The 17,740-nt window shown below is 72.7% G+C and carries 13 protein-coding genes; 10 read left to right on the top strand and 3 right to left on the bottom strand.

What is annotated here, in order from left to right:
• The first annotated feature begins 167 nt into the window (after positions 1-167).
• From RHODO2019_RS09755 to RHODO2019_RS09735, 5 genes are all read left to right on the top strand, one after another.
• Positions 168-2,027, top strand: coding sequence for a DUF4331 domain-containing protein (locus RHODO2019_RS09755; RefSeq protein ID WP_265381622.1), 1,860 nt, complete (start codon positions 168-170; stop codon positions 2,025-2,027).
• A gap of 109 nt (positions 2,028-2,136) precedes the next feature.
• The gene (locus RHODO2019_RS09750; protein ID WP_265381621.1) at positions 2,137-2,859 is read left to right on the top strand and encodes a class F sortase; all 723 of its coding nucleotides are present in this window, start codon (positions 2,137-2,139) and stop codon (positions 2,857-2,859) included.
• A gap of 5 nt (positions 2,860-2,864) precedes the next feature.
• Positions 2,865-4,178, top strand: coding sequence for a tetratricopeptide repeat protein (locus RHODO2019_RS09745; RefSeq protein ID WP_265381620.1), 1,314 nt, complete (start codon positions 2,865-2,867; stop codon positions 4,176-4,178).
• On the top strand, positions 4,175-5,755 hold the full coding sequence (locus RHODO2019_RS09740) for a nickel/cobalt transporter (protein ID WP_265381619.1): 1,581 nt from the start codon (positions 4,175-4,177) through the stop codon (positions 5,753-5,755). Before RHODO2019_RS09745 ends, RHODO2019_RS09740 begins: the two co-directional genes overlap by 4 nt.
• Positions 5,756-5,769: 14 nt before the next feature.
• Complete coding sequence (locus tag RHODO2019_RS09735) at positions 5,770-6,111, top strand: hypothetical protein (RefSeq protein WP_265381618.1); 342 nt, start codon at positions 5,770-5,772, stop codon at positions 6,109-6,111.
• 4 nt (positions 6,112-6,115) lie between these two features.
• Here the strand turns inward: RHODO2019_RS09735 and RHODO2019_RS09730 are convergent, their stop codons facing one another.
• Positions 6,116-7,027, bottom strand: coding sequence for a hypothetical protein (locus RHODO2019_RS09730; RefSeq protein WP_265381617.1), 912 nt, complete (start codon positions 7,025-7,027; stop codon positions 6,116-6,118).
• Between the two features lie 111 nt (positions 7,028-7,138).
• Here RHODO2019_RS09730 and RHODO2019_RS09725 point away from each other — a divergent pair, with 111 nt between their 5' ends.
• From RHODO2019_RS09725 to RHODO2019_RS09710, 4 genes are read left to right on the top strand one after another with little or no spacing between them, the layout of a single operon-like run.
• Positions 7,139-8,617: a potassium/proton antiporter gene (locus RHODO2019_RS09725; protein WP_265381616.1), complete on the top strand. Its 1,479-nt coding sequence runs from the start codon at positions 7,139-7,141 to the stop codon at positions 8,615-8,617.
• Between the two features lie 30 nt (positions 8,618-8,647).
• Positions 8,648-9,250, top strand: coding sequence for a signal peptidase II (lspA, locus tag RHODO2019_RS09720; RefSeq protein WP_265381615.1), 603 nt, complete (start codon positions 8,648-8,650; stop codon positions 9,248-9,250).
• Positions 9,243-10,175 carry an RluA family pseudouridine synthase gene (locus tag RHODO2019_RS09715; RefSeq protein WP_265381614.1) on the top strand — a complete coding sequence of 311 codons (933 nt, stop codon included), beginning with the start codon at positions 9,243-9,245 and terminating at the stop codon, positions 10,173-10,175. The genes lspA and RHODO2019_RS09715 overlap by 8 nt, the downstream gene beginning before the upstream one ends.
• A gap of 7 nt (positions 10,176-10,182) precedes the next feature.
• Positions 10,183-10,887, top strand: coding sequence for a hypothetical protein (locus tag RHODO2019_RS09710; RefSeq protein WP_265381613.1), 705 nt, complete (start codon positions 10,183-10,185; stop codon positions 10,885-10,887).
• Here RHODO2019_RS09710 and RHODO2019_RS09705 read toward each other — a convergent pair.
• Positions 10,884-11,297, bottom strand: a complete 414-nt coding sequence (locus RHODO2019_RS09705; protein WP_265381612.1) for a hypothetical protein — start codon at positions 11,295-11,297, stop codon at positions 10,884-10,886. The two genes, RHODO2019_RS09710 and RHODO2019_RS09705, sit on opposite strands and share 4 nt — an antisense overlap.
• A 548-nt stretch (positions 11,298-11,845) precedes the next feature.
• Between RHODO2019_RS09705 and dnaE the strand changes: the two genes are divergently transcribed.
• On the top strand, positions 11,846-15,379 hold the full coding sequence (dnaE, locus tag RHODO2019_RS09700; RefSeq protein WP_265384712.1) for a DNA polymerase III subunit alpha: 3,534 nt from the start codon (positions 11,846-11,848) through the stop codon (positions 15,377-15,379).
• 506 nt (positions 15,380-15,885) lie between these two features.
• On the opposite strand, the gene treZ is transcribed toward dnaE, so the two are convergent.
• Complete coding sequence (gene treZ / locus RHODO2019_RS09695; protein ID WP_265381611.1) at positions 15,886-17,631, bottom strand: malto-oligosyltrehalose trehalohydrolase; 1,746 nt, start codon at positions 17,629-17,631, stop codon at positions 15,886-15,888.
• Positions 17,632-17,740: the final 109 nt, after the last annotated feature.

Raw genomic sequence — 17,740 nt, 5'->3', positions numbered from 1 at the left:
AAGTTCTCAGTTCTCGAGAGTCCGGTGCGCCCGCACCGGTACATGTCTGCACCCGGCACGCTCGGGTGGACGAAAGGGCCCACAGGATGTCGTCAGTTTCCCGCGTCACGCGGAGCAGGAGCCGGAAGGCGACTGCACTCGTCGCCTCCGGTGTCACGCTGCTCGCCGTGACTGCCGTCGGTTTCGCACCGGGCACCGCCCTGGCGTCCAGCCACCGCGAGGCGCCGCTCGTCGCGGCCGACCCGCTCGCGGACAACACGGACGTCTACGCGTTCGTCAGTCCGGACGACTCCAACAGCGTCACCCTCATCGCGAACTGGATCCCCTTCGAGGAGCCCAACGGCGGCCCCAACTTCTACCCGTTCGGCACCGGTGCGAAGACGGACACCACGGCGAACCAGGGCTACACCTACGACATCAAGATCGACAGCAACGGTGACGCGAAGCCGGACATCACCTACCGGTGGACCTTCTCCTCGCAGGACACCCGGGGCACCAACACGTTCCTGTACAACAACGGGCCGGTCACCTCTCTGACCGACGACAACCTGCTGTTCCGCCAGACCTACAAGTTGGACGCGATCGCAGCCGACGGCACCGTCACCACCCTGCTGAAGAATGCGCCCGTCGCGCCGTCCAACGTCGGTCCGGCTTCCATGCCGAACTACGACAAGGACCTTTTCCAGGCCGCCGTCACCGACGTGCCTGGTGGTGGACAGTCTTACGCCGGCCAGGCCGACGACCCGTTCTTCCTCGACCTGCGCGTGTTCGACCTGCTGTACGGCGCTGGTGCGAAGGCTGACGGTTCGGGCTTGAACGAGGTCGGTCAGGACACGCTGGCCGGCTACAACGTCAACACCGTTTCCCTGAAGCTGCCCAAAGACACGCTGGCGCTGAAGGGCGACGCCACCGCGAACCCGGTCATCGGCGTGTGGAGCACCACCAACCGTGAGTCGGTCAACCTGGGCACCGGTGCCGTCGACGGCACTCCCGTCCAGGTCTCCCGCCTCGGCCAGCCCCTGGTCAACGAGGTCGTCATCCCGGCCGCGCTGAAGGACACTTTCAACGCCATCGACCCGACACAGGACGCAACGGTTGGCAAGGTGCCGTCCGCAACCTTCGGGCCTGTTGTTGACCGTGTCACCAACCCCGAGGTCCCGCAGCTCATCAAGAGCATCTACGGTGCACCCGCCCCGACCGGTGACCCGGGCACGGGTCAGACCACCAACCGCACGGACATTGCGGAGATCTTCCTGACGGGCGTGACCAAGAACTCGTCCCTGGATGCCTTCTACGCTGCGCTCGGTTCTGGTTCGGGCAAGGCTCCGATCCAGGCTGACCTCAACTCGCAGACGATGAACACCAACGGCCTGCAGTTCGGCGCCGGCTTCCAGCCGTCGGAGATGCTGCGGCTGAACATGTCCATCAACAAGCCCACCAAACTCGACCCGAAGGCTGAGATGACGTCCTCGCTGGGCGTGGTCGGCAACGACCTCCAGGGCTTCCCGAACGGTCGCCGACTGACCGACGACGTCGTGGACATCGAGCTGGTCACCTTGGGCGGCTTCTTCCTCCCCGGCAACAACAAGGACACCGAGGACCCGCAGAACTCCCAGGCGGCCTTGCTGGCCAAGGTCGGCGGCGACCAGGTCGGCGTGAATGACAAGGCGTTCGGCACTTCGTTCCCCTACATCGCCTCGCCGCACAACTCCTCGGTGAACAAGGCCGAGGGTGGCACCGTCACCGTCGCGGGGCCGACCACCACCGTCACCGCGACTGTCACCGCCACTCCTTCGCCCACCGCGAACGGTGGTTCGGGCAAGGCTCAGGGTTCCGTGCCTCCGGCCAACGGGGTTCGCACCCCGAAGGGTGGCGTTGACACCGGCGCTGGTGGCTCCACCCCCACCTCCGCCGTTCTGCCCCTCGTGACCGGGACGGCCGCCGTGCTGCTCCTGGCCGCGGGTGGCGCGTCCATCGTCAGCAACCGTCGCAAGCGTGCGGCTGCGGAGGACACCACCGCAGAGTGATGACCAACCACTGAGGGGGTGCGGCGGGCTCCGGCCCGCCGCACCCCCTCAGTGCTGTGTCCGTACCCTGGTGTCGCTGACACCACCCCTGCTGGAGGAGCTCCGCACCGTGTCCCAGTCCGATGAGTTCCCCGGTGGCTTCCCCGCCGAGCCCGAGCCCGCCACGCCTTCCGGCCCGCCCTCGAGGGTGAGGAAGTCCCACGTCGCGATCGTGCTGCTGGTGGTGCTGGCCCTGGGCGGTGGCTACCTCCTGGGCACAGCAGGGGGCCCGGCCCCCGCGCAGGCCGCAGCGGCGCCCGTGACCACCTCGGCTGCCCCGCTCCCCTCGGTGGCACCGCTCAAGAGCGCTCCGGTGGTGCCCTCGCCCCCGGTCAAGGTCGAGATCCCGGCCATCGGCGTGAGCGGTGGTCTGGTCGACCTGCACCTCAACCCGGACGGGACGCTGGAGGTCCCCAAGGACTACCAGCAGATCGGTTGGTACGCCGACGGTGCGGTACCCGGGGACACGAACTACCCGCCGACGATCATCGCGGGCCACGTCGACTCCTACCAGGGTCCGGCGGTGTTTTACGACCTGCGCAACCTCAAGGCGGGCGACCAGGTGCGGGTGACCCAGGCCGACGGGAACGTCGCGGTGTACACGATCTACGCCACGGCGCAGTACCCCAAGAGCAAGTTCCCCGCCGACACGGTCTACGCGAACCGCGCGGAGTCCGAGCTGGTCCTCATCACCTGCACCGGCGCGTTCGACAAGTCCCTGCGCTCCTACGACGACAACCTCGTGGTGTCCGCACGGCTCGACCCGGCCTCCAGCGGCACCCCGGCGAGCTGACCAGCGTGCGCAGAGCGGGTGCGGTGGCGGCGGTGGTGGCCGGGGTGGTGCTGGTCGGCATCACGGCCGCCACGGTGTTCACGGGGAACGAGAGCACCACGGTCGCTCCCAGCCCGGTCGCCGCGGCTCCGGTCGCGCCCGGCGACCAGCTCACCGTGTCCATCGCCAAGGCCCAGCAGATCCTGCAGGGCAAGCCGAACGACTGGGCCACGTGGGCGGTGCTGGGTTCGGCGTACGTGCAGAAGGCGCGCGTGACCGCGGACCCCTCGTACTACCCGAAGTCCGAGGGTGCGCTGCAGAAGTCCCTCGACCTGCACCCCGACGGCAACGACGCCGCGCTCACCGGCATGGGGGCCCTGGACAACGCCCGGCACGAGTTCGGCAAGGCCGCGGACCTCGCCCGGCAGGCCCAGGCGATCAACGGCTACGGCTCGACGTCGTACGGGGTGCTGGCCGACGCCCTCATCCAGCTCGGTGACTACGACGGGGCCACGGCGGCCGCGCAGCGGATGCTCGACCTCAAGCCGGGGGTCTCCTCGTTCACCCGCGCCTCCTACGACCTGGAGCTGCACGGCCGCACCGACGAGGCCCGTGCGGTCCTGCAGAAGGCGCTCGACGACTCGACCGACGCCCTGGACGTCGCCTTCTGCCGCACCTACCTCGGTGAGCTCGCCTTCAACCAGGGCGATCTCGACGGCGCCGACAAGCAGTACACCGCCGGACTGGCACTGACCCCGGACGAGCCAAACCTGCTGCTCGGGCAGGCGCGGGTGCAGGCCGCCCGGGGGCAGGACGACTCGGCGGTGGCGAGCTACCAGCACGTGGTGGACCTGCGCCCGCTGCCGGCGTCCTTCGTCGAGTACGGCCAGCTGCTGGAGTCCCTCGGGCGCACGGCCGAGGCGAACGTCCAGTACGCGCTGTACGGCACCGCCCAGCAGCTGTTCACCAGCAACGGGGTGCGGGACTCGCTGACCGGTGCCCTGCTCGACGCCAACCGCGGGGAAGGTGACTCCGCCGTGGCCCAGGGGCGGGCGGAGTACGCCGCGCGGCAGAACATCGACGCGGCCGACGCCCTCGGGTGGGCCCTGCACGCGGCCGGTCGGGACTCCGAGGCGCTGCCCTACGCCCAGCAGGCCACGGCGCTGGGCACCCGAAACGCCTCGTTCCTCTACCACCGAGGGATCATCGAGCAGTCCCTCGGCATGACACCGCAGGCGCGCGCCACCCTGACCAGTGCGCTCGCCATCAACCCGTACTTCTCCCCCCTGTTCGCGCCAAAGGCTCAGCAGGCCCTGACCGCGCTCGGCGGCCCCGAGTGAGGGCCCCCCTGCGCTCGCTCGTGCGGGCTGCGGGGGTGCTGGTGGTGGTGGCCGGGGGTGTCCTGCTGGGCGCTCCGTCCGCCCAGGCGCACCCGCTGGGCAACTTCACCGTCAACCACTACGACGGGCTCACCCTGCGGGCGGACCGGGTCGACGTGCGCTCGGTGGTGGACCGCGCGGAGATCCCCACCGCCCAGCTCCTGCTCCAGATCGACACCGACGGGAACGGTGCGATGTCGGCCGACGAGCTGGCCACCTTCGCCGTCGCCGAGTGCCCCCGGGTGGCGGCAGCTCTCCGGGCGTCGGTCACCCCGGACGGGGGGGCGGCGCAGACGCTGGGCCTCGCCGTCACGAGCTCCGGCGCCGCGACCGTGCCGGGCGCGGCCAACCTGCCGACCCTGCGGGTGACCTGCGTGCTCTCCGCACCGGCTGACCTCTCCGCGCCCGCCCAGCTCGACTTCTCCGACACCTACGAGTCGGACCGGGTGGGGTGGAAGGAGATCACCGTCGCCGGGGACGGCGTTCGCACGATCGACTCGCCGGTTCCCGACGCGAGCACCAGCAACGAGCTGCGGACCTATCCCGGTGACCTGCTGGCCTCTCCGCTGCAGGTGGACGCCGTGCAGGTCTCGGTGGCCCCGGGCAGCGGCAGCACCTTCGGCTCCGCGACGACGGTGGCCGGCGGCGGCGACCCCTTCAGCCGCACGGTCGCCCGGGCCGACCGGTACCTGGAGGACCTGGTGGGCGGCACCCTGACACCGCTCGTGGGCATCCTGGCCGTGCTGCTCTCGCTGCTGCTCGGGGCCGGTCACGCCGTGCTGCCCGGGCACGGCAAGACCGTGATGGCCGCCTACCTCGCCGGCAAGCGCGGCTCGCGCCGCGACGCGCTGACCGTGGGGGCCACCGTGACGCTCACGCACACCGTGGGGGTCATCGTCATCGGGGTGGCGCTCGCCGCGGGTGCGAGCTTCGCGGGGGAGCAGGCCCTGCGCTGGCTGGGGATCCTCAGCGGCGTGCTGGTGGCCGTCATCGGGGTGGGCCTGCTGCGCTCGGCCCTGAAGAGCCGACGGCAGCGCGCGGAGGCCGTGCTCGAGGAGCTGGCCCTGGTCGGCGCCGTGGGCACCCTGCACGAGAACACCTCGCCCGCAACCACGGCGACCCAGGGGCACGGCCACGGCCACGGGCATGGCCACGGACACGGCCACGGGCACGGCCGGACGGACGAGGACGGCTACTCGCGACGGGGCCTGATCGGGATGGGCGTGGCCGGTGGTCTCGTGCCGAGCCCGTCGGCCACCCTCGTGCTGGTGGCCTCGCTGGGCCTGGGGCGCACCGTGTTCGGCCTCGTGCTGGTCCTCGCCTACGGGGTGGGCATGGCGGCCACGCTCACCGCGGTGGGCCTGCTGCTCGTGCGGGTCCGCCACCGCCTCGACGCCGCGGCCACCAGCGACCGGCTCACCGCCCGTTTGGGTCGGCGGGTGCAGTCGCTCTCGACCGTCCTGCCGATCGGCACCGCCGTGCTGGTCATGCTCGTCGGGCTGGGCCTCGCCGTCCGCGGCCTGTCGAACCCCTACTGATCGTGGAGTCCACCGTGCGCACCACCGTCCTGGCCCTGCTCGTGCCCGCCCTGGTCCTCGCCGGGTGCACGTCCGACCCCGCGCCTGCGCCGACCCGCTTCAACGCCGAGGGCGACGTCCAGCTGACGTGCATGGCGCACCAGCAGGACCCGCCGAGCGTCGACTACACCGATCCCGCGCGCGCGGACCTCGGCCGGAGCCTGGCGGTCTTCAAGTACTTCGTGCTCAACGGCGCGCTGGGCTACTGCGACGGTGCGGGACCGGGCGCCGCCGACCGCGCGTGGGCCCAGTTCTACGCCGACAGCACGTCCAACCGGACCCCCGTGGCGGCCATCCTGGACGCACCGGGGGGCTGAGGGCTCAGCTCGTCCAGGTCACCGTGCTGCGGACGCTCTGCCGCAGCCGCAGGGCCGAGCCCGGGTCGCTGTACACCTGGTCGCCGCCGAGGCGCAGGGTGCCTGCGGTGGGCAGCGGTTGCGCGGTGTCCACGGTGAGCGTGCCCGAGCCGGTGACGGGGTAGGCGTCCACGTTCAGCGTGCCGCCCCCGTCGGGCAGCGTCCACGTCGCGGTCTCCGGCGTCTGCGTGATGGCCAGGGTGAGGGTGAGGGTGCTGCCCGCCACGGCGGTGAGGGTCGTGGTGGTCACCTGGTCGATCTGCAGGCCGAGGCTGTCGATGACCTGGGTGGTCGTCCACACCGCACCCGTGCCCACCGGATCGGAGGGCAGCACCGGGGCCAGCTGCACGGCCTGGCGCAGGCCCTGCTCGACCGCGGCCCGGGCCGCGTCGTCGAGGCCGGCGGCGGGGGTGATGCGCAGCTCGTCCACGGCCCCGGAGGTCCGCACGGTGAGCCCGGCGGTCGACCCCTCGGCGGGGGCGAGCGCGCCCGAGAGGATGGGGTCGGACGCGGTCGGGGTCCCGAGGGTGAGCGCCACGGCACCGTCCGCCGGCACGGTCGCGGTCAGGGGCAGCGTGAGGTCCGGCGTCGAGAGGTCCTGCTGGGGGTCGGGGCCCACGGTCTGCAGCACCTGCGAGGTGGTGCCGAGCTGCACGAGCTGGGTGGTGCCGGTGGGGGTGCTCCGCCCGAGCACCACCCGTGGCTCGGCACCCGGATCGGTCACGGCCACCACCACCGGCGGCTGGGCGATCGCCGCCGTGCTCGTGGGCGCGGAGCCGGAGACGGGTGCGGCACCGGAGGAGCTGCACCCCGCGAGCAGGAGGACCACGGGCACGAGCAGAGCGGTCAGCAGGGCAGCGGGGCGCGGCGGTCTCACCCGCACCACGGTAGCGAGAGTCCTGCCCAGCGGCACCGGGTGCTGGTGGGAGACAGCGGGCCTGCGGCCTGGGACACTGCGGGAACACGAGCGACGGGTGGTGGTCCACGGGTGCAGCTGGAGCTGGTGCTGGGGGCCGGTGCCGTCGTCCTGCTGCTGGGCGTGCTCGGCGCGCGCGCGTCCTCCTCCCTCGGCCTGCCCGCGCTGCTGCTGTTCCTCGGGATCGGCCTGGTCATCGGCGAGGCGGGGCTGGGCCTGCGCTTCTCCGACGCGAAGCTCACCGAGGAGCTGGGCCTGGCCGCGCTGGTCCTCATCCTGACCGAGGGCGGGATGACCACCCGGTGGAAGACCGTCCGCCCGGCGCTGGGCCTGGGGGTGGCCCTGTCCACCGTGTCGGTGGTGGTGAGCATCGGCGTGCTCGGGGTGGCCGTGCACCTGCTGCTCGGGCTGGACTGGCGCGTCGCGCTGCTGTGGGGGGCGGTGCTCTCGTCCACCGACGCCGCGGCCGTCTTCAGCGTGCTGCGGGGGCTCTCGGTGCGCCGCCGCCTGGTCGGGGCGCTCGAGCTGGAGTCGGGCTTCAACGACGCGCCCGTGGTCATCGCCGTCATCCTCTTCGCCGGCACCGACCCGGTGGCGTGGTGGACCCCCGCGCTGGTGGTCTACGAGCTGGCGGTCGGCGTCGCGGTGGGGGCCGCGCTGGGCCGCGGTGGGGCCTGGGTGCTGCGCCGGGTGGCCCTGCCCGCCACCGGGCTGTACCCGCTGGCGGCGGTGTCGGTGTGCGTGCTCAGCTACTCGAGCGGACAGCTGCTGCACGCCAGCGGGCTGCTCGCCACCTACGTCTGCGCGCTGGTCCTGGGCAACGCCGACCTGCCGCACCGCTCGAACACCCTCTCCTTCGCCGAGGGCACCGGCTGGCTCGCGCAGATCGGGCTGTTCGTGCTGCTGGGCCTCTACGCCTCGCCGCAGCGGCTGCCCTCGGCCGTGCTCGACGCCGTGGTCATCGGGGCGGTGCTGCTGCTCGTGGCCCGCCCGCTCTCCGTGCTGGCCGCGGCGGTCCCGCTCAAGGTGCCCTGGCGCGAACAGGCGTTCCTCTCCTTCGCCGGCCTGCGCGGTGCCGTGCCCATCGTGCTGGCCACCATCCCCCTGGTGGAGGGGGTGCCCGGGGCCCAGCGGCTGCTCGACGTGGTCTTCGTCCTGGTGGTGGTGCTGACCCTCGTGCAGGGCACCACGCTGCCGCTGGTGGCGCGGTGGCTGCGGGTGACGGTGCGGGCGGAGCTGCACGAGGTGTCGGTGGACGCCGCCCCGCTGGAGGACGCCGGGGCCGACCTGCTGCAGGTGCGGCTCTCGCAGGGCACCCAGATGCACGGGGTGTACCTGGGCGAGCTGCGGCTGCCCGCCGGGGCCACGGTGAGCCTGGTGGTCCGCGACGGCAGGGGGTTCACCCCCGAGGCGGGAACCCGCCTGCGACGCGGGGACCAGCTCCTCGTCGTCACCACGCGCGACGCGCGCGAGGCCACCGAGGCCCGGATCAGGGCCGTGGACGCCGGCGGACGGCTGGCGCGCTGGCGCGGGATCACGGGTGCGGGGTGAGCGGGGTCCCGCGTGCGGGATGATGGGGTGGTGAGCACCGACGACCCGACCCCTGCCCCGGCTGCACCGCCGGGCCGCAAGCGCATCCTGCTGCTGGTCGGCGTGGCGGTGACGGTGCTGGCGCTGGACCTGGCGACCAAGGTGGCGGCGGTCGCGCAGATCGACCCGCTGCGCCCGGTGGTCGTGCCCGGCGGGTTCCTCGAGCTGCGGCTGCTGCGCAACCCCGGAGCCGCGTTCAGCCTGGCCACGGGCATGACGTGGCTGCTGACCCTGGTGGCCGTGGTCGTCGTGGTGGTCATCGTCCGGATGGCCCGCAAGCTCCGGTCGCCGGGCTGGGCGTGGGGGCTGGGCCTGGTGCTGGGGGGTGCGCTGGGCAACCTCGTCGACCGGCTGTTCCGTGCGCCGGGTCCGCTGCAGGGCCACGTCGTCGACTTCGTCGCCCTCGTGCACGACGGTCGCAGCATCTGGCCGGTGTTCAACGTCGCCGACTCCTGCATCATCACCGGCGGGGCCCTGCTGGTCCTGATGGCCTTCCTCGGCCGCGAGCCCGACGGGACCCGCTCGGCCTCCCGCACGCGGCGCACCGCGAGCGCGACCGCCGACAACAGCCGGACGGAGGGCCCCGGTGCCTGACACCCGCTCCATGCCCGTGCCCGACGGTCTCGACGGCCTGCGGGTCGACGCGGGGCTCGCCCGCCTGCTGGGCCTGTCCCGCACCGTCTCCGCCGCCCTGGCCGAGGCCGGCGACGTCACGCTGGACGGCCACGCCGTGGGCAAGTCCGACCGCCTGCCCGCCGGCGCCTGGCTGGAGGTGGTGCTGCCCGAGCCCGAGCGCGCCCCCGTGGTGCTGGACCCGGAGCCGGTGGACGGCCTGCGGGTGCTGCTGGCCGACGACGACATCATCGTGGTGGACAAGCCCGTGGGCGTGGCCGCGCACCCGAGCCCGGGGTGGACCGGCCCGACGGTGGTCAGCGGGCTCGCCGCCGCGGGCTTCCGGGTCGCGACGTCCGGGGCCGAGGAGCGCCAGGGCATCGTGCACCGCCTCGACGTGGGCACCTCCGGGGTCATGGTCGTCGCGGCCTCCGAGCACGCCTACACGGTGCTCAAGCGGGCGTTCAAGGAGCGCACCGTCACCAAGCAGTACCACGCCGTGGTGCAGGGGCACCCGGACCCGAGCAGCGGCACCATCGACGCCCCGATCGGGCGCCACCCCCGCCACGACTGGCGGTTCGCCGTGCTCGCCGACGGCAAGCCCAGCGTGACCCACTACGACACCATCGAGGCGTTCCCGTCGGCGAGCCTGCTCGACGTGCACCTCGAGACCGGCCGCACCCACCAGATCCGGGTGCACTTCTCCGCCCTGCGGCACCCTTGTGTCGGCGACGCCGCCTACGGGGCCGATCCGACGCTCTCGGCGCGCCTGGGGCTGAGGCGGCAGTGGCTGCACGCCCGCACCCTCGGGTTCGACCACCCCGCCGACGGGCACCGGGTGGAGGTCACCAGCGAGTACCCCGACGACCTGCAGCACGCGCTGGACGTGCTGCGCCCCGCCCCCTGAGCGCCGCGTGACCGCGGGCCGCACCTGGCTGGTGGCGGTGGTGGCGCTGCTGGCGCTCGTCCTCGTGGTGGGCGCCGGCACCCCGCCGAGCACCAGCGCACCCGGCGCGGCGCTCGGTCCGGAGACGGGCGAGCAGGTGTCGGCCTACACCGCGGGCGCGGCGCAGAGCGTGGCGGGCGCGGGGGCGGCCGACGAGCTCTGGGCCCTGCTCTCCCCGGACGCCGAGCTCGATCCGGCGGCGGCGGCGGCGCTGGTGGGCGGGGTGCGCACCGCGCGCGTGCTGCTGCGGGTGCCCGTCGACCGGGTGCAGACCCCGCTGGACGCCCTCGAGGTGGCCGACCAGGGCGACCTCGCCGCCGAGCTCACCGAGCTCGCCCGGCTGGCCGGTGGCCGGCAGGTGGGGCTGGCGCAGGTGGGTGCGGGACGGGCGGCGGCGATCGCCCAGCTCGCGGGCACCCGTCTGGAGTCGGGCTGCGCGTGCGTGGTGGGGCTGGTGCTGCACGGCACCGGCGAGCAGCTGCGCGCCGTCGCTGCCCGTGCCGGCGTCCGCGCCGTCCAGGTCGCCCCGCCCGGGACGGGCTACGGGGGGCTGTCGGTGGTCCCGCTGCTGCCCGGGCAGACCACCACGATCGGGCCCGGGCCCGACGACGGCGCCGTGCCGGACACGGTCTTTCCCTCGAGCGGGCTCTCCGGCTCCGGCGGGGGTGGCTAGAGCCGCCAGTCCAGCGCGGCCCCGCCCGGCACGGCCCGCCAGCGCAGCCCGGTGATCGAGGCGTCCTCGTCGAGCTCGAACACGGTGTGCCCGGCCAGGGTCTCCCCGGCCTCCACCCCGCCGCGGTAGGGCGGGCGCGAGGTCAGCGTGGCCGGGGAGCGGGGCACCTCGCGGCCGTCGGAGAGCACGAGCACCAGCCCGGCGTCGGGTGCGCTGGGGTAGCCGGGTGGACCGGCGGTGACCTCGGTGTGCACCACCGACGCGCGGGACCCGGCGGCGAGGGTGTGCCCCGCGGCGGCGAAGAGCGCGTCCGCGGTGTCCACGACCTCGAGCGGGGTGACCCACAGGGGCTCCCCGTGCGGACCGGTCCCGGACTGGCGGGTGCCCAGGACGGCGGGTGGCAGGGGCACCGCCCGCGCGGTGGGCGGGGGGCCGGGTGCGGCGGGCCGGGCCACCGCCTCCGGACGGACCCAGCCGGCCGACGGCGGGGCGCCCCAGCCGGACGGGACCGGTGGCACCGGGGCGAGCGGCACCGGGGCGGGGGCGGGGCGGCCGCGGCCGCCGGGTGGCCCTGCGGTGCGCCGGGCGGGCTCCACGTCGGGGGGGCCTGCGGTGGGGGTGGCGGCTGCTGGGCGTGCTGCTGGGCGAAGACCCAGGCGCGGAGGGCCTGCTGGTCGCTCTCGACACCGAGCACCAGGCGCATCCCCGACGCCCCGAGCCGGAGCAGCCGCAGCGCGGCGTCCTCGGGCGCCATGCGGGCGTGCGCGGCGAGCTCGAGCACGCTCGCGCGGCCCAGGTCGGCCAGCGCCGCGACGAGCCGCAGGTCAGCGGGATCGGGTGCGGTCACGGGGTCGAACGTACCGCCCGGGCCGCCACCGGTGCGGCCGCGGCGTCGCCGTTCCTGTCGCTGCCGGGGCCTAGACTCGGTGCCTCACAGCTCGGCAGGAAGAGGGTTCGCGTGGCCGGCTCGTTCGTGCACCTGCACACCCACACCGAGTACTCCATGCTCGACGGTGCGGCCAAGATCGGCCCCCTGTTCGACGAGGCCCAGCGCCTCGGGATGCCGGCGGTCGGGATGACCGACCACGGCAACATGTACGGGGCGAGCGAGTTCTACACCCAGGCCACCGCGCACGGCATCACGCCCGTCATCGGCATCGAGGCCTACGTGGCGCCGGAGTCGCGGCTGAGCACCAAGCGCGTGCTCTGGGGCGACGCGAGCCAGAAGTCCGACGACGTGTCCGGCTCCGGCGCGTACACCCACCTGACCATGGTCGCGGAGAACGCCACCGGCCTGCGCAACCTGTTCGCGCTCTCCAGCCGAGCCTCCATCGAGGGCCAGCTGGGCAAGTGGCCGCGGATGGACGCCGAGATCATCGCCGAGCACGCCGCGGGGATCATCGCGACCACCGGCTGCCCGTCGGGCGAGGTGCAGACGCGGCTGAGGCTGGGCCAGGAGAAGCAGGCGCTGGAGGCCGCCGCCCGGTGGCAGGACATCTTCGGCAAGGAGAACTTCTTCCTCGAGCTGATGGACCACGGCCTGTCCATCGAGCGCCGCGTCCGCGAGGGGCTGCTCGAGGTGGGCCGCGCGCTCGGCATCCCCGCGCTGGCCACCAACGACTGCCACTACGTCACCAAGGACGCGGCGAGCAACCACGAGGCGCTGCTCTGCATCCAGACGGGCAAGACGCTCTCGGACCCCACCCGCTTCAAGTTCGACGGCGACGGCTACTACCTCAAGTCGGCCGAGGAGATGCGCGAGCTGTTCGCGGACGTCGAGGGCGCCTGCGACAACACCCTCGCGATCGCCGAGCGCGTGCAGCCCTACGACGAGGTGTGGTCCAAGCGCGACCGCATGCCCGTCTTCCCGGTCCCCGACGGCTCGACGCAGGACGAGTTCCTCCGCGACGAGGTCCTCGCCGGGCTGGACCGACGCTTCCCGGACGGGGTGCCCGACGGCTACCGCCCGCGCGCGGAGTTCGAGCTCGGCGTCATCCGGGACAAGGGCTTCCCCGCGTACTTCCTCATCGTCGCCGACCTCATCACCCACGCCAGGGAGGTGGGCATCCGGGTCGGCCCCGGCCGTGGTTCGGCCGCCGGCTCCCTGGTCGCGTACTCGCTGGGCATCACCAACATCGACCCCATCCCGCACGGGCTGCTCTTCGAGCGGTTCCTCAACCCGGAGCGACCGTCGGACCCGGACATCGACATCGACTTCGACGACCGTCGCCGCGGGGAGATGGTCCGCTACGCCACCGAGCGGTGGGGTGTGGACAAGGTCGCCCAGGTCATCACCTTCGGCACCATCAAGACCAAGGCCGCCATCAAGGACTCGGCGCGGGTCACGTTCGGCCAGCCGGGGTTCTCCATGGCCGACCGCATCTCCAAGGCCCTGCCCCCGCCCGTCATGGCCAAGGACATCTCGCTCCAGGGCATCACCGACCCCACCCACGAGCGCTACAAGGAGGCCGCCGAGGTCCGCGCGCTCATCGAGACCGACCCCGACGTCGCCAAGATCTACCAGACCGCCCGTGGCCTGGAGGGGCTGATCCGCAACGCCGGTGTGCACGCCTGTGCGGTGATCATGTCCTCGGAGCCCCTGATGGACGCCATCCCCATGTGGCGGCGCCCGCAGGACGGTGCGCTGATCACCGGGTGGGCCTACCCGGACTGCGAGTCCATCGGCCTGCTGAAGATGGACTTCCTCGGCCTGCGCAACCTCACCGTCATCGGCGACGCCATCGACAACATCCGGACCAACCGCGGCACCGACCTCGACCTGGACACGCTGCCGCTGGAGGACGACGCCACCTACGAGCTGCTGAGCAAGGGCGACACCCTGGGGGTGTTCCAGCTGGACGGTGGACCCATGCGGGACCTGCTGCGCCGCATGCAGCCCACCGGGTTCAACGACATCGTCGCGGTGCTCGCGCTGTACCGCCCCGGGCCCATGGGCATGAACGCGCACAACGACTACGCCGACCGCAAGAACGGCCGCCAGGACATCACGCCCATCCACCCCGAGCTGGAGGAGCCGCTGCGGGAGGTCCTCGCCGAGACCTACGGGCTGATCGTGTACCAGGAGCAGATCATGCGCATCGCGCAGGTGGTCGCCGGGTACTCCATGGGCCGTGCCGACGTGCTGCGCAAGGCCATGGGCAAGAAGAAGCTTGAGGTCCTGCAGAAGGAGTACGAGGGCTTCCGGGAAGGCATGCACGCCAACGGGTTCTCCGACCCTGCCGTGAAGGCCCTGTGGGACACCATCCTCCCGTTCGCCGGGTACGCGTTCAACAAGTCCCACGCCGCGGGCTACGGGCTGGTGAGCTTCTGGACGGCGTACCTCAAGGCCAACTACCCCGCCGAGTACATGGCCGGGCTGCTCACCAGCACCGGGGACGACAAGGACAAGGCCGCGATCTACCTGGCCGACTGCCGCCGCCTCGGCATCACGGTGCTGCCGCCGGACGTCAACTCCTCCCAGCACAACTTCGTCTCCGTCGGCGAGGACATCCGCTTCGGCCTCGGTGGTGTGCGCAACGTCGGCACCAACGTGATCGCCTCGATCGTGGCCTCGCGCACCCAGAAGGGACCCTTCGCCGACTTCTCCGACTACCTCGCCAAGGTCGACCAGGTCGGCTGCGGCAAGAAGGTCGTCGAGTCGCTCATCAAGGCCGGCGCCTACGACTCCCTCGGTCACCCCCGCAAGGGCCTGCTGCTCGTGCACGCCGACGCCATCGACGCGGTGATGAGCACCAAGAAGGCCGAGGCCATCGGCCAGTTCGACCTCTTCGGTGGGGACGGCGCCGACGCCGGCATCGCGAGCGTGTTCGACGTCAAGGTCCCCGCCGAGGAGTGGGAGACCAAGCACCGCCTCGCCCTGGAGCGGGAGATGCTGGGGCTCTACGTGTCCGGGCACCCCCTCAAGGGTGTCGAGCACGCGCTCAACGCCCAGGCCGACACCCCCATCCCGAACATCCTCGACGGCACGGTCAAGGACGGCGCCCAGGTGACCGTGGGCGGCATCCTCGCCAGCGTCACCCGCCGGGTGAACAAGAACGGCGAGCCGTGGGCGTCGGCACAGCTGGAGGACATGGTCGGCGGGATCGAGGTGCTGTTCTTCCCGAAGAGCTACTCGGTGCTGGGCACGGACGTCTCCGAGGACGCGATCGTGCTGGTGAAGGGCCGGGTTGCCGTGCGCGACGACAAGATCTCGCTGATCGCGAACGACCTCGCCGTCCCGGAGCTCTCCGCCATCGGGGTGGACAAGCCGCTGCAGCTGAGCATGCAGAGCCGGCAGTGCACGGCGACCAAGGTCGAGTCCCTCAAGAGGGTGCTGGCCAGCCACCCCGGCACCTCCGACGTCCACCTCAAGCTGGTCAGCGACCGCAAGGAGCCGATGGTGCTGCAGCTGGACGACGCCCTGCGCGTGGCCCCCACCTCGGCCCTGATGGGCGACCTCAAGGCGCTGCTCGGGCCGAACTGCCTCAGCTGAGGTTGTAGGGCACCGGACCTTCCCGATGGGTTGGCGCCCCAGCCTCCTCCGGGCCCTCAGCGCCGTCCCGCCAGTAGGCACCCGCCACCCGCCGGTCGCGGTGCTGGTCCTGCCCCGGCTCGAGCTGGACCTCAGCGCGAGCCTCGAGCCGGGTCCGGGAGGGGGGTGGCGCTGGGAGGTGGACGACCCCCAGCTCGTCCTACCGCTGGGCCGTGTCGCCAAGGAGTCGTTGCACGGACCTGATGAGGACGGTGTGACCCGGGTCCCGCCGGGGTGGGTGTTGCGGCCGGCGCGCTCTGGGATCGGGGAGCACACAGTGACTCTGGCGTGCACATCAGTCCCCGATCCGGTTTTCTGCACCGCGAGAGGCTCCCGGACAAGAAGCTCTGATCGGGTATCGATCTGCACGGTGGACGCGCGCCCTGCGCCCGGATCTCGGAGGACGCGGTGAGTGGTGAGGCCCTTCAGCGTGCTTCCGGGCGCCCTGCAGAGGTGAGACCGGGAGCTCAGCCGGCGAGCACCACGAACGACTCGCCCGGCAGCGAGGTGGACGTGGCGCCCACCGCGGGGGTGCCCCAGGCCAGCAGCACGTCCCCGGTGATCGGCACCTCGACCGTGACCTCGGACAGGTTGCAGGCGATCCGCACGCTGCCGCCGCCGGGTCCCTTCCGGTCCAGCACGATCCAGCGTGCGTCCTCGTCCACGGTGACCTCGGTGGCGGACAGCCACGGGTCGGTGAGCTCGGGGCGCGCCCGTCGCAGCGCGAGCAGCGCGCGGTAGACCTCCAGCATCCTCGCGTGGTCACCGGTGTCCCTCTCCGACCAGTCCAGCTTGGAGCGGGTGAAGGTCTCGGGGTCCTGGGGGTCCGGCACGTCGTCGGCGTCCCAGCCGTGCTCGGCGAACTCCGCCTTGCGTCCCCGGGCGGTGGCCTCGCCGAGCTCGGGCTCCGGGTGCGAGGTAAAGAACTGGAACGGCGTGGACGCACCCCACTCCTCGCCCATGAACAGCATCGGGGTGTACGGCGAGGTGAGCACCAGGGCCGCCTGCACGGCCTGCAGCCCGGGGGAGAGGTACGCCGAGGGGCGGTCGCCGACGGCCCGGTTGCCGACCTGGTCGTGGTCGCTGGTGTAGGCGAGGAACCGCGAGGCGGGCGTGACCCGCGGGTCGATCGGCCGTCCGTGCACCCGCTGCCGGAAGCTCGACCACGTGCCGGCGTGGAAGTAGGCCCGGCGCAGGGTGGTCGCCAGGGTCTCCATCGAGCCGAAGTCGGCGTAGTAGCCCTGGCGCTCGCCGGTGACGGCGGTGTGGATGGCGTGGTGCAGGTCGTCGCACCACTGCGCGGTGAGCCCGTAGCCGCCCGCCTCCCGCGGGGTGACCAGCCGCGGGTCGTTGAGGTCGCTCTCGGCGATGAGCGTGAGCGGACGACCCACGTGCGCCGACAGCGACTCGGTGCGCACGGCGAGCTCCTCCAGCAGGTGGGTGGCCGTCTCGTCGACCAGGGCGTGCACCGCGTCCAGCCGCAGCCCGTCGACGTGGAAGCGCTCCATCCACCCCAGCGCGTTCTCCAGGACGTAGCTGCGCACCTCGCCCGAGCTGGGCCCGGAGAGGTTGATGCTGCGGCCCCAGGTGTTGCCGCCGGCCTCGGAGAGGTACGGACCGAAGCGCTCCAGGTAGTTCCCCGAGGGACCGAGGTGGTTGTAGACCACGTCCAGCAGCACGCCCAAGCCCTTGCCGTGGGCGGCATCCACGAACCGCTGCAGGCCGTCCGGGCCGCCGTAGCCCTCGTGGACGGTGTACCAGAGCACGCCGTCGTAGCCCCAGTTGTGGGTGCCGTTGAACCCGTTGACCGGCATGAGCTCCACCAGGTCGACCCCGAGGTCCACCAGGTGGTCGAGCCGGGCGATCGCCGCGTCGAAGGTGCCCTCGGTGGTGAAGGTGCCCACGTGCAGCTCGTAGACGCTGCTGCCGGCCAGCGGACGGCCCGTCCACGACTGGTCGGTCCACGCAGCCGGGTCCAGCTCGTGGACCTGGGAGAGCTCGTGCACCCCGTCCGGCTGGCGCGGCGAGCGGGGGTCCGGCAGGGGGACGGTGCTCTCGTCGAGCAGGAACCCGTAGCGGCTGCCCGGTCCCGCCGCGTCGACGTCGGCGTGCCACCAACCGTCCTCGGCGGCGGACATCGGGTGCGCGGTCCCGTCGACGAGCACGCGCACGGCGGACGGGGTGGGGGCCCAGACGGCGAAGTGGTGGCTCACCCGGACGATCCTGGCGGCTGGGACGGCCGGACGCGAACCGTGGCGCCCAGCCGCCCAGCCGCCCAGCCGCCCAGCCGCCCAGCCGCCCAGCCGCCCAGCCGGACCTCCT

Source organism: Rhodococcus antarcticus (genome assembly GCF_026153295.1).
Lineage (GTDB): Bacteria > Actinomycetota > Actinomycetes > Mycobacteriales > Mycobacteriaceae > Rhodococcus_D > Rhodococcus_D antarcticus.
The sequence above is the reverse complement of the archived record's forward strand: the minus strand, read 5'-3'. Positions and strand labels throughout refer to the sequence as shown.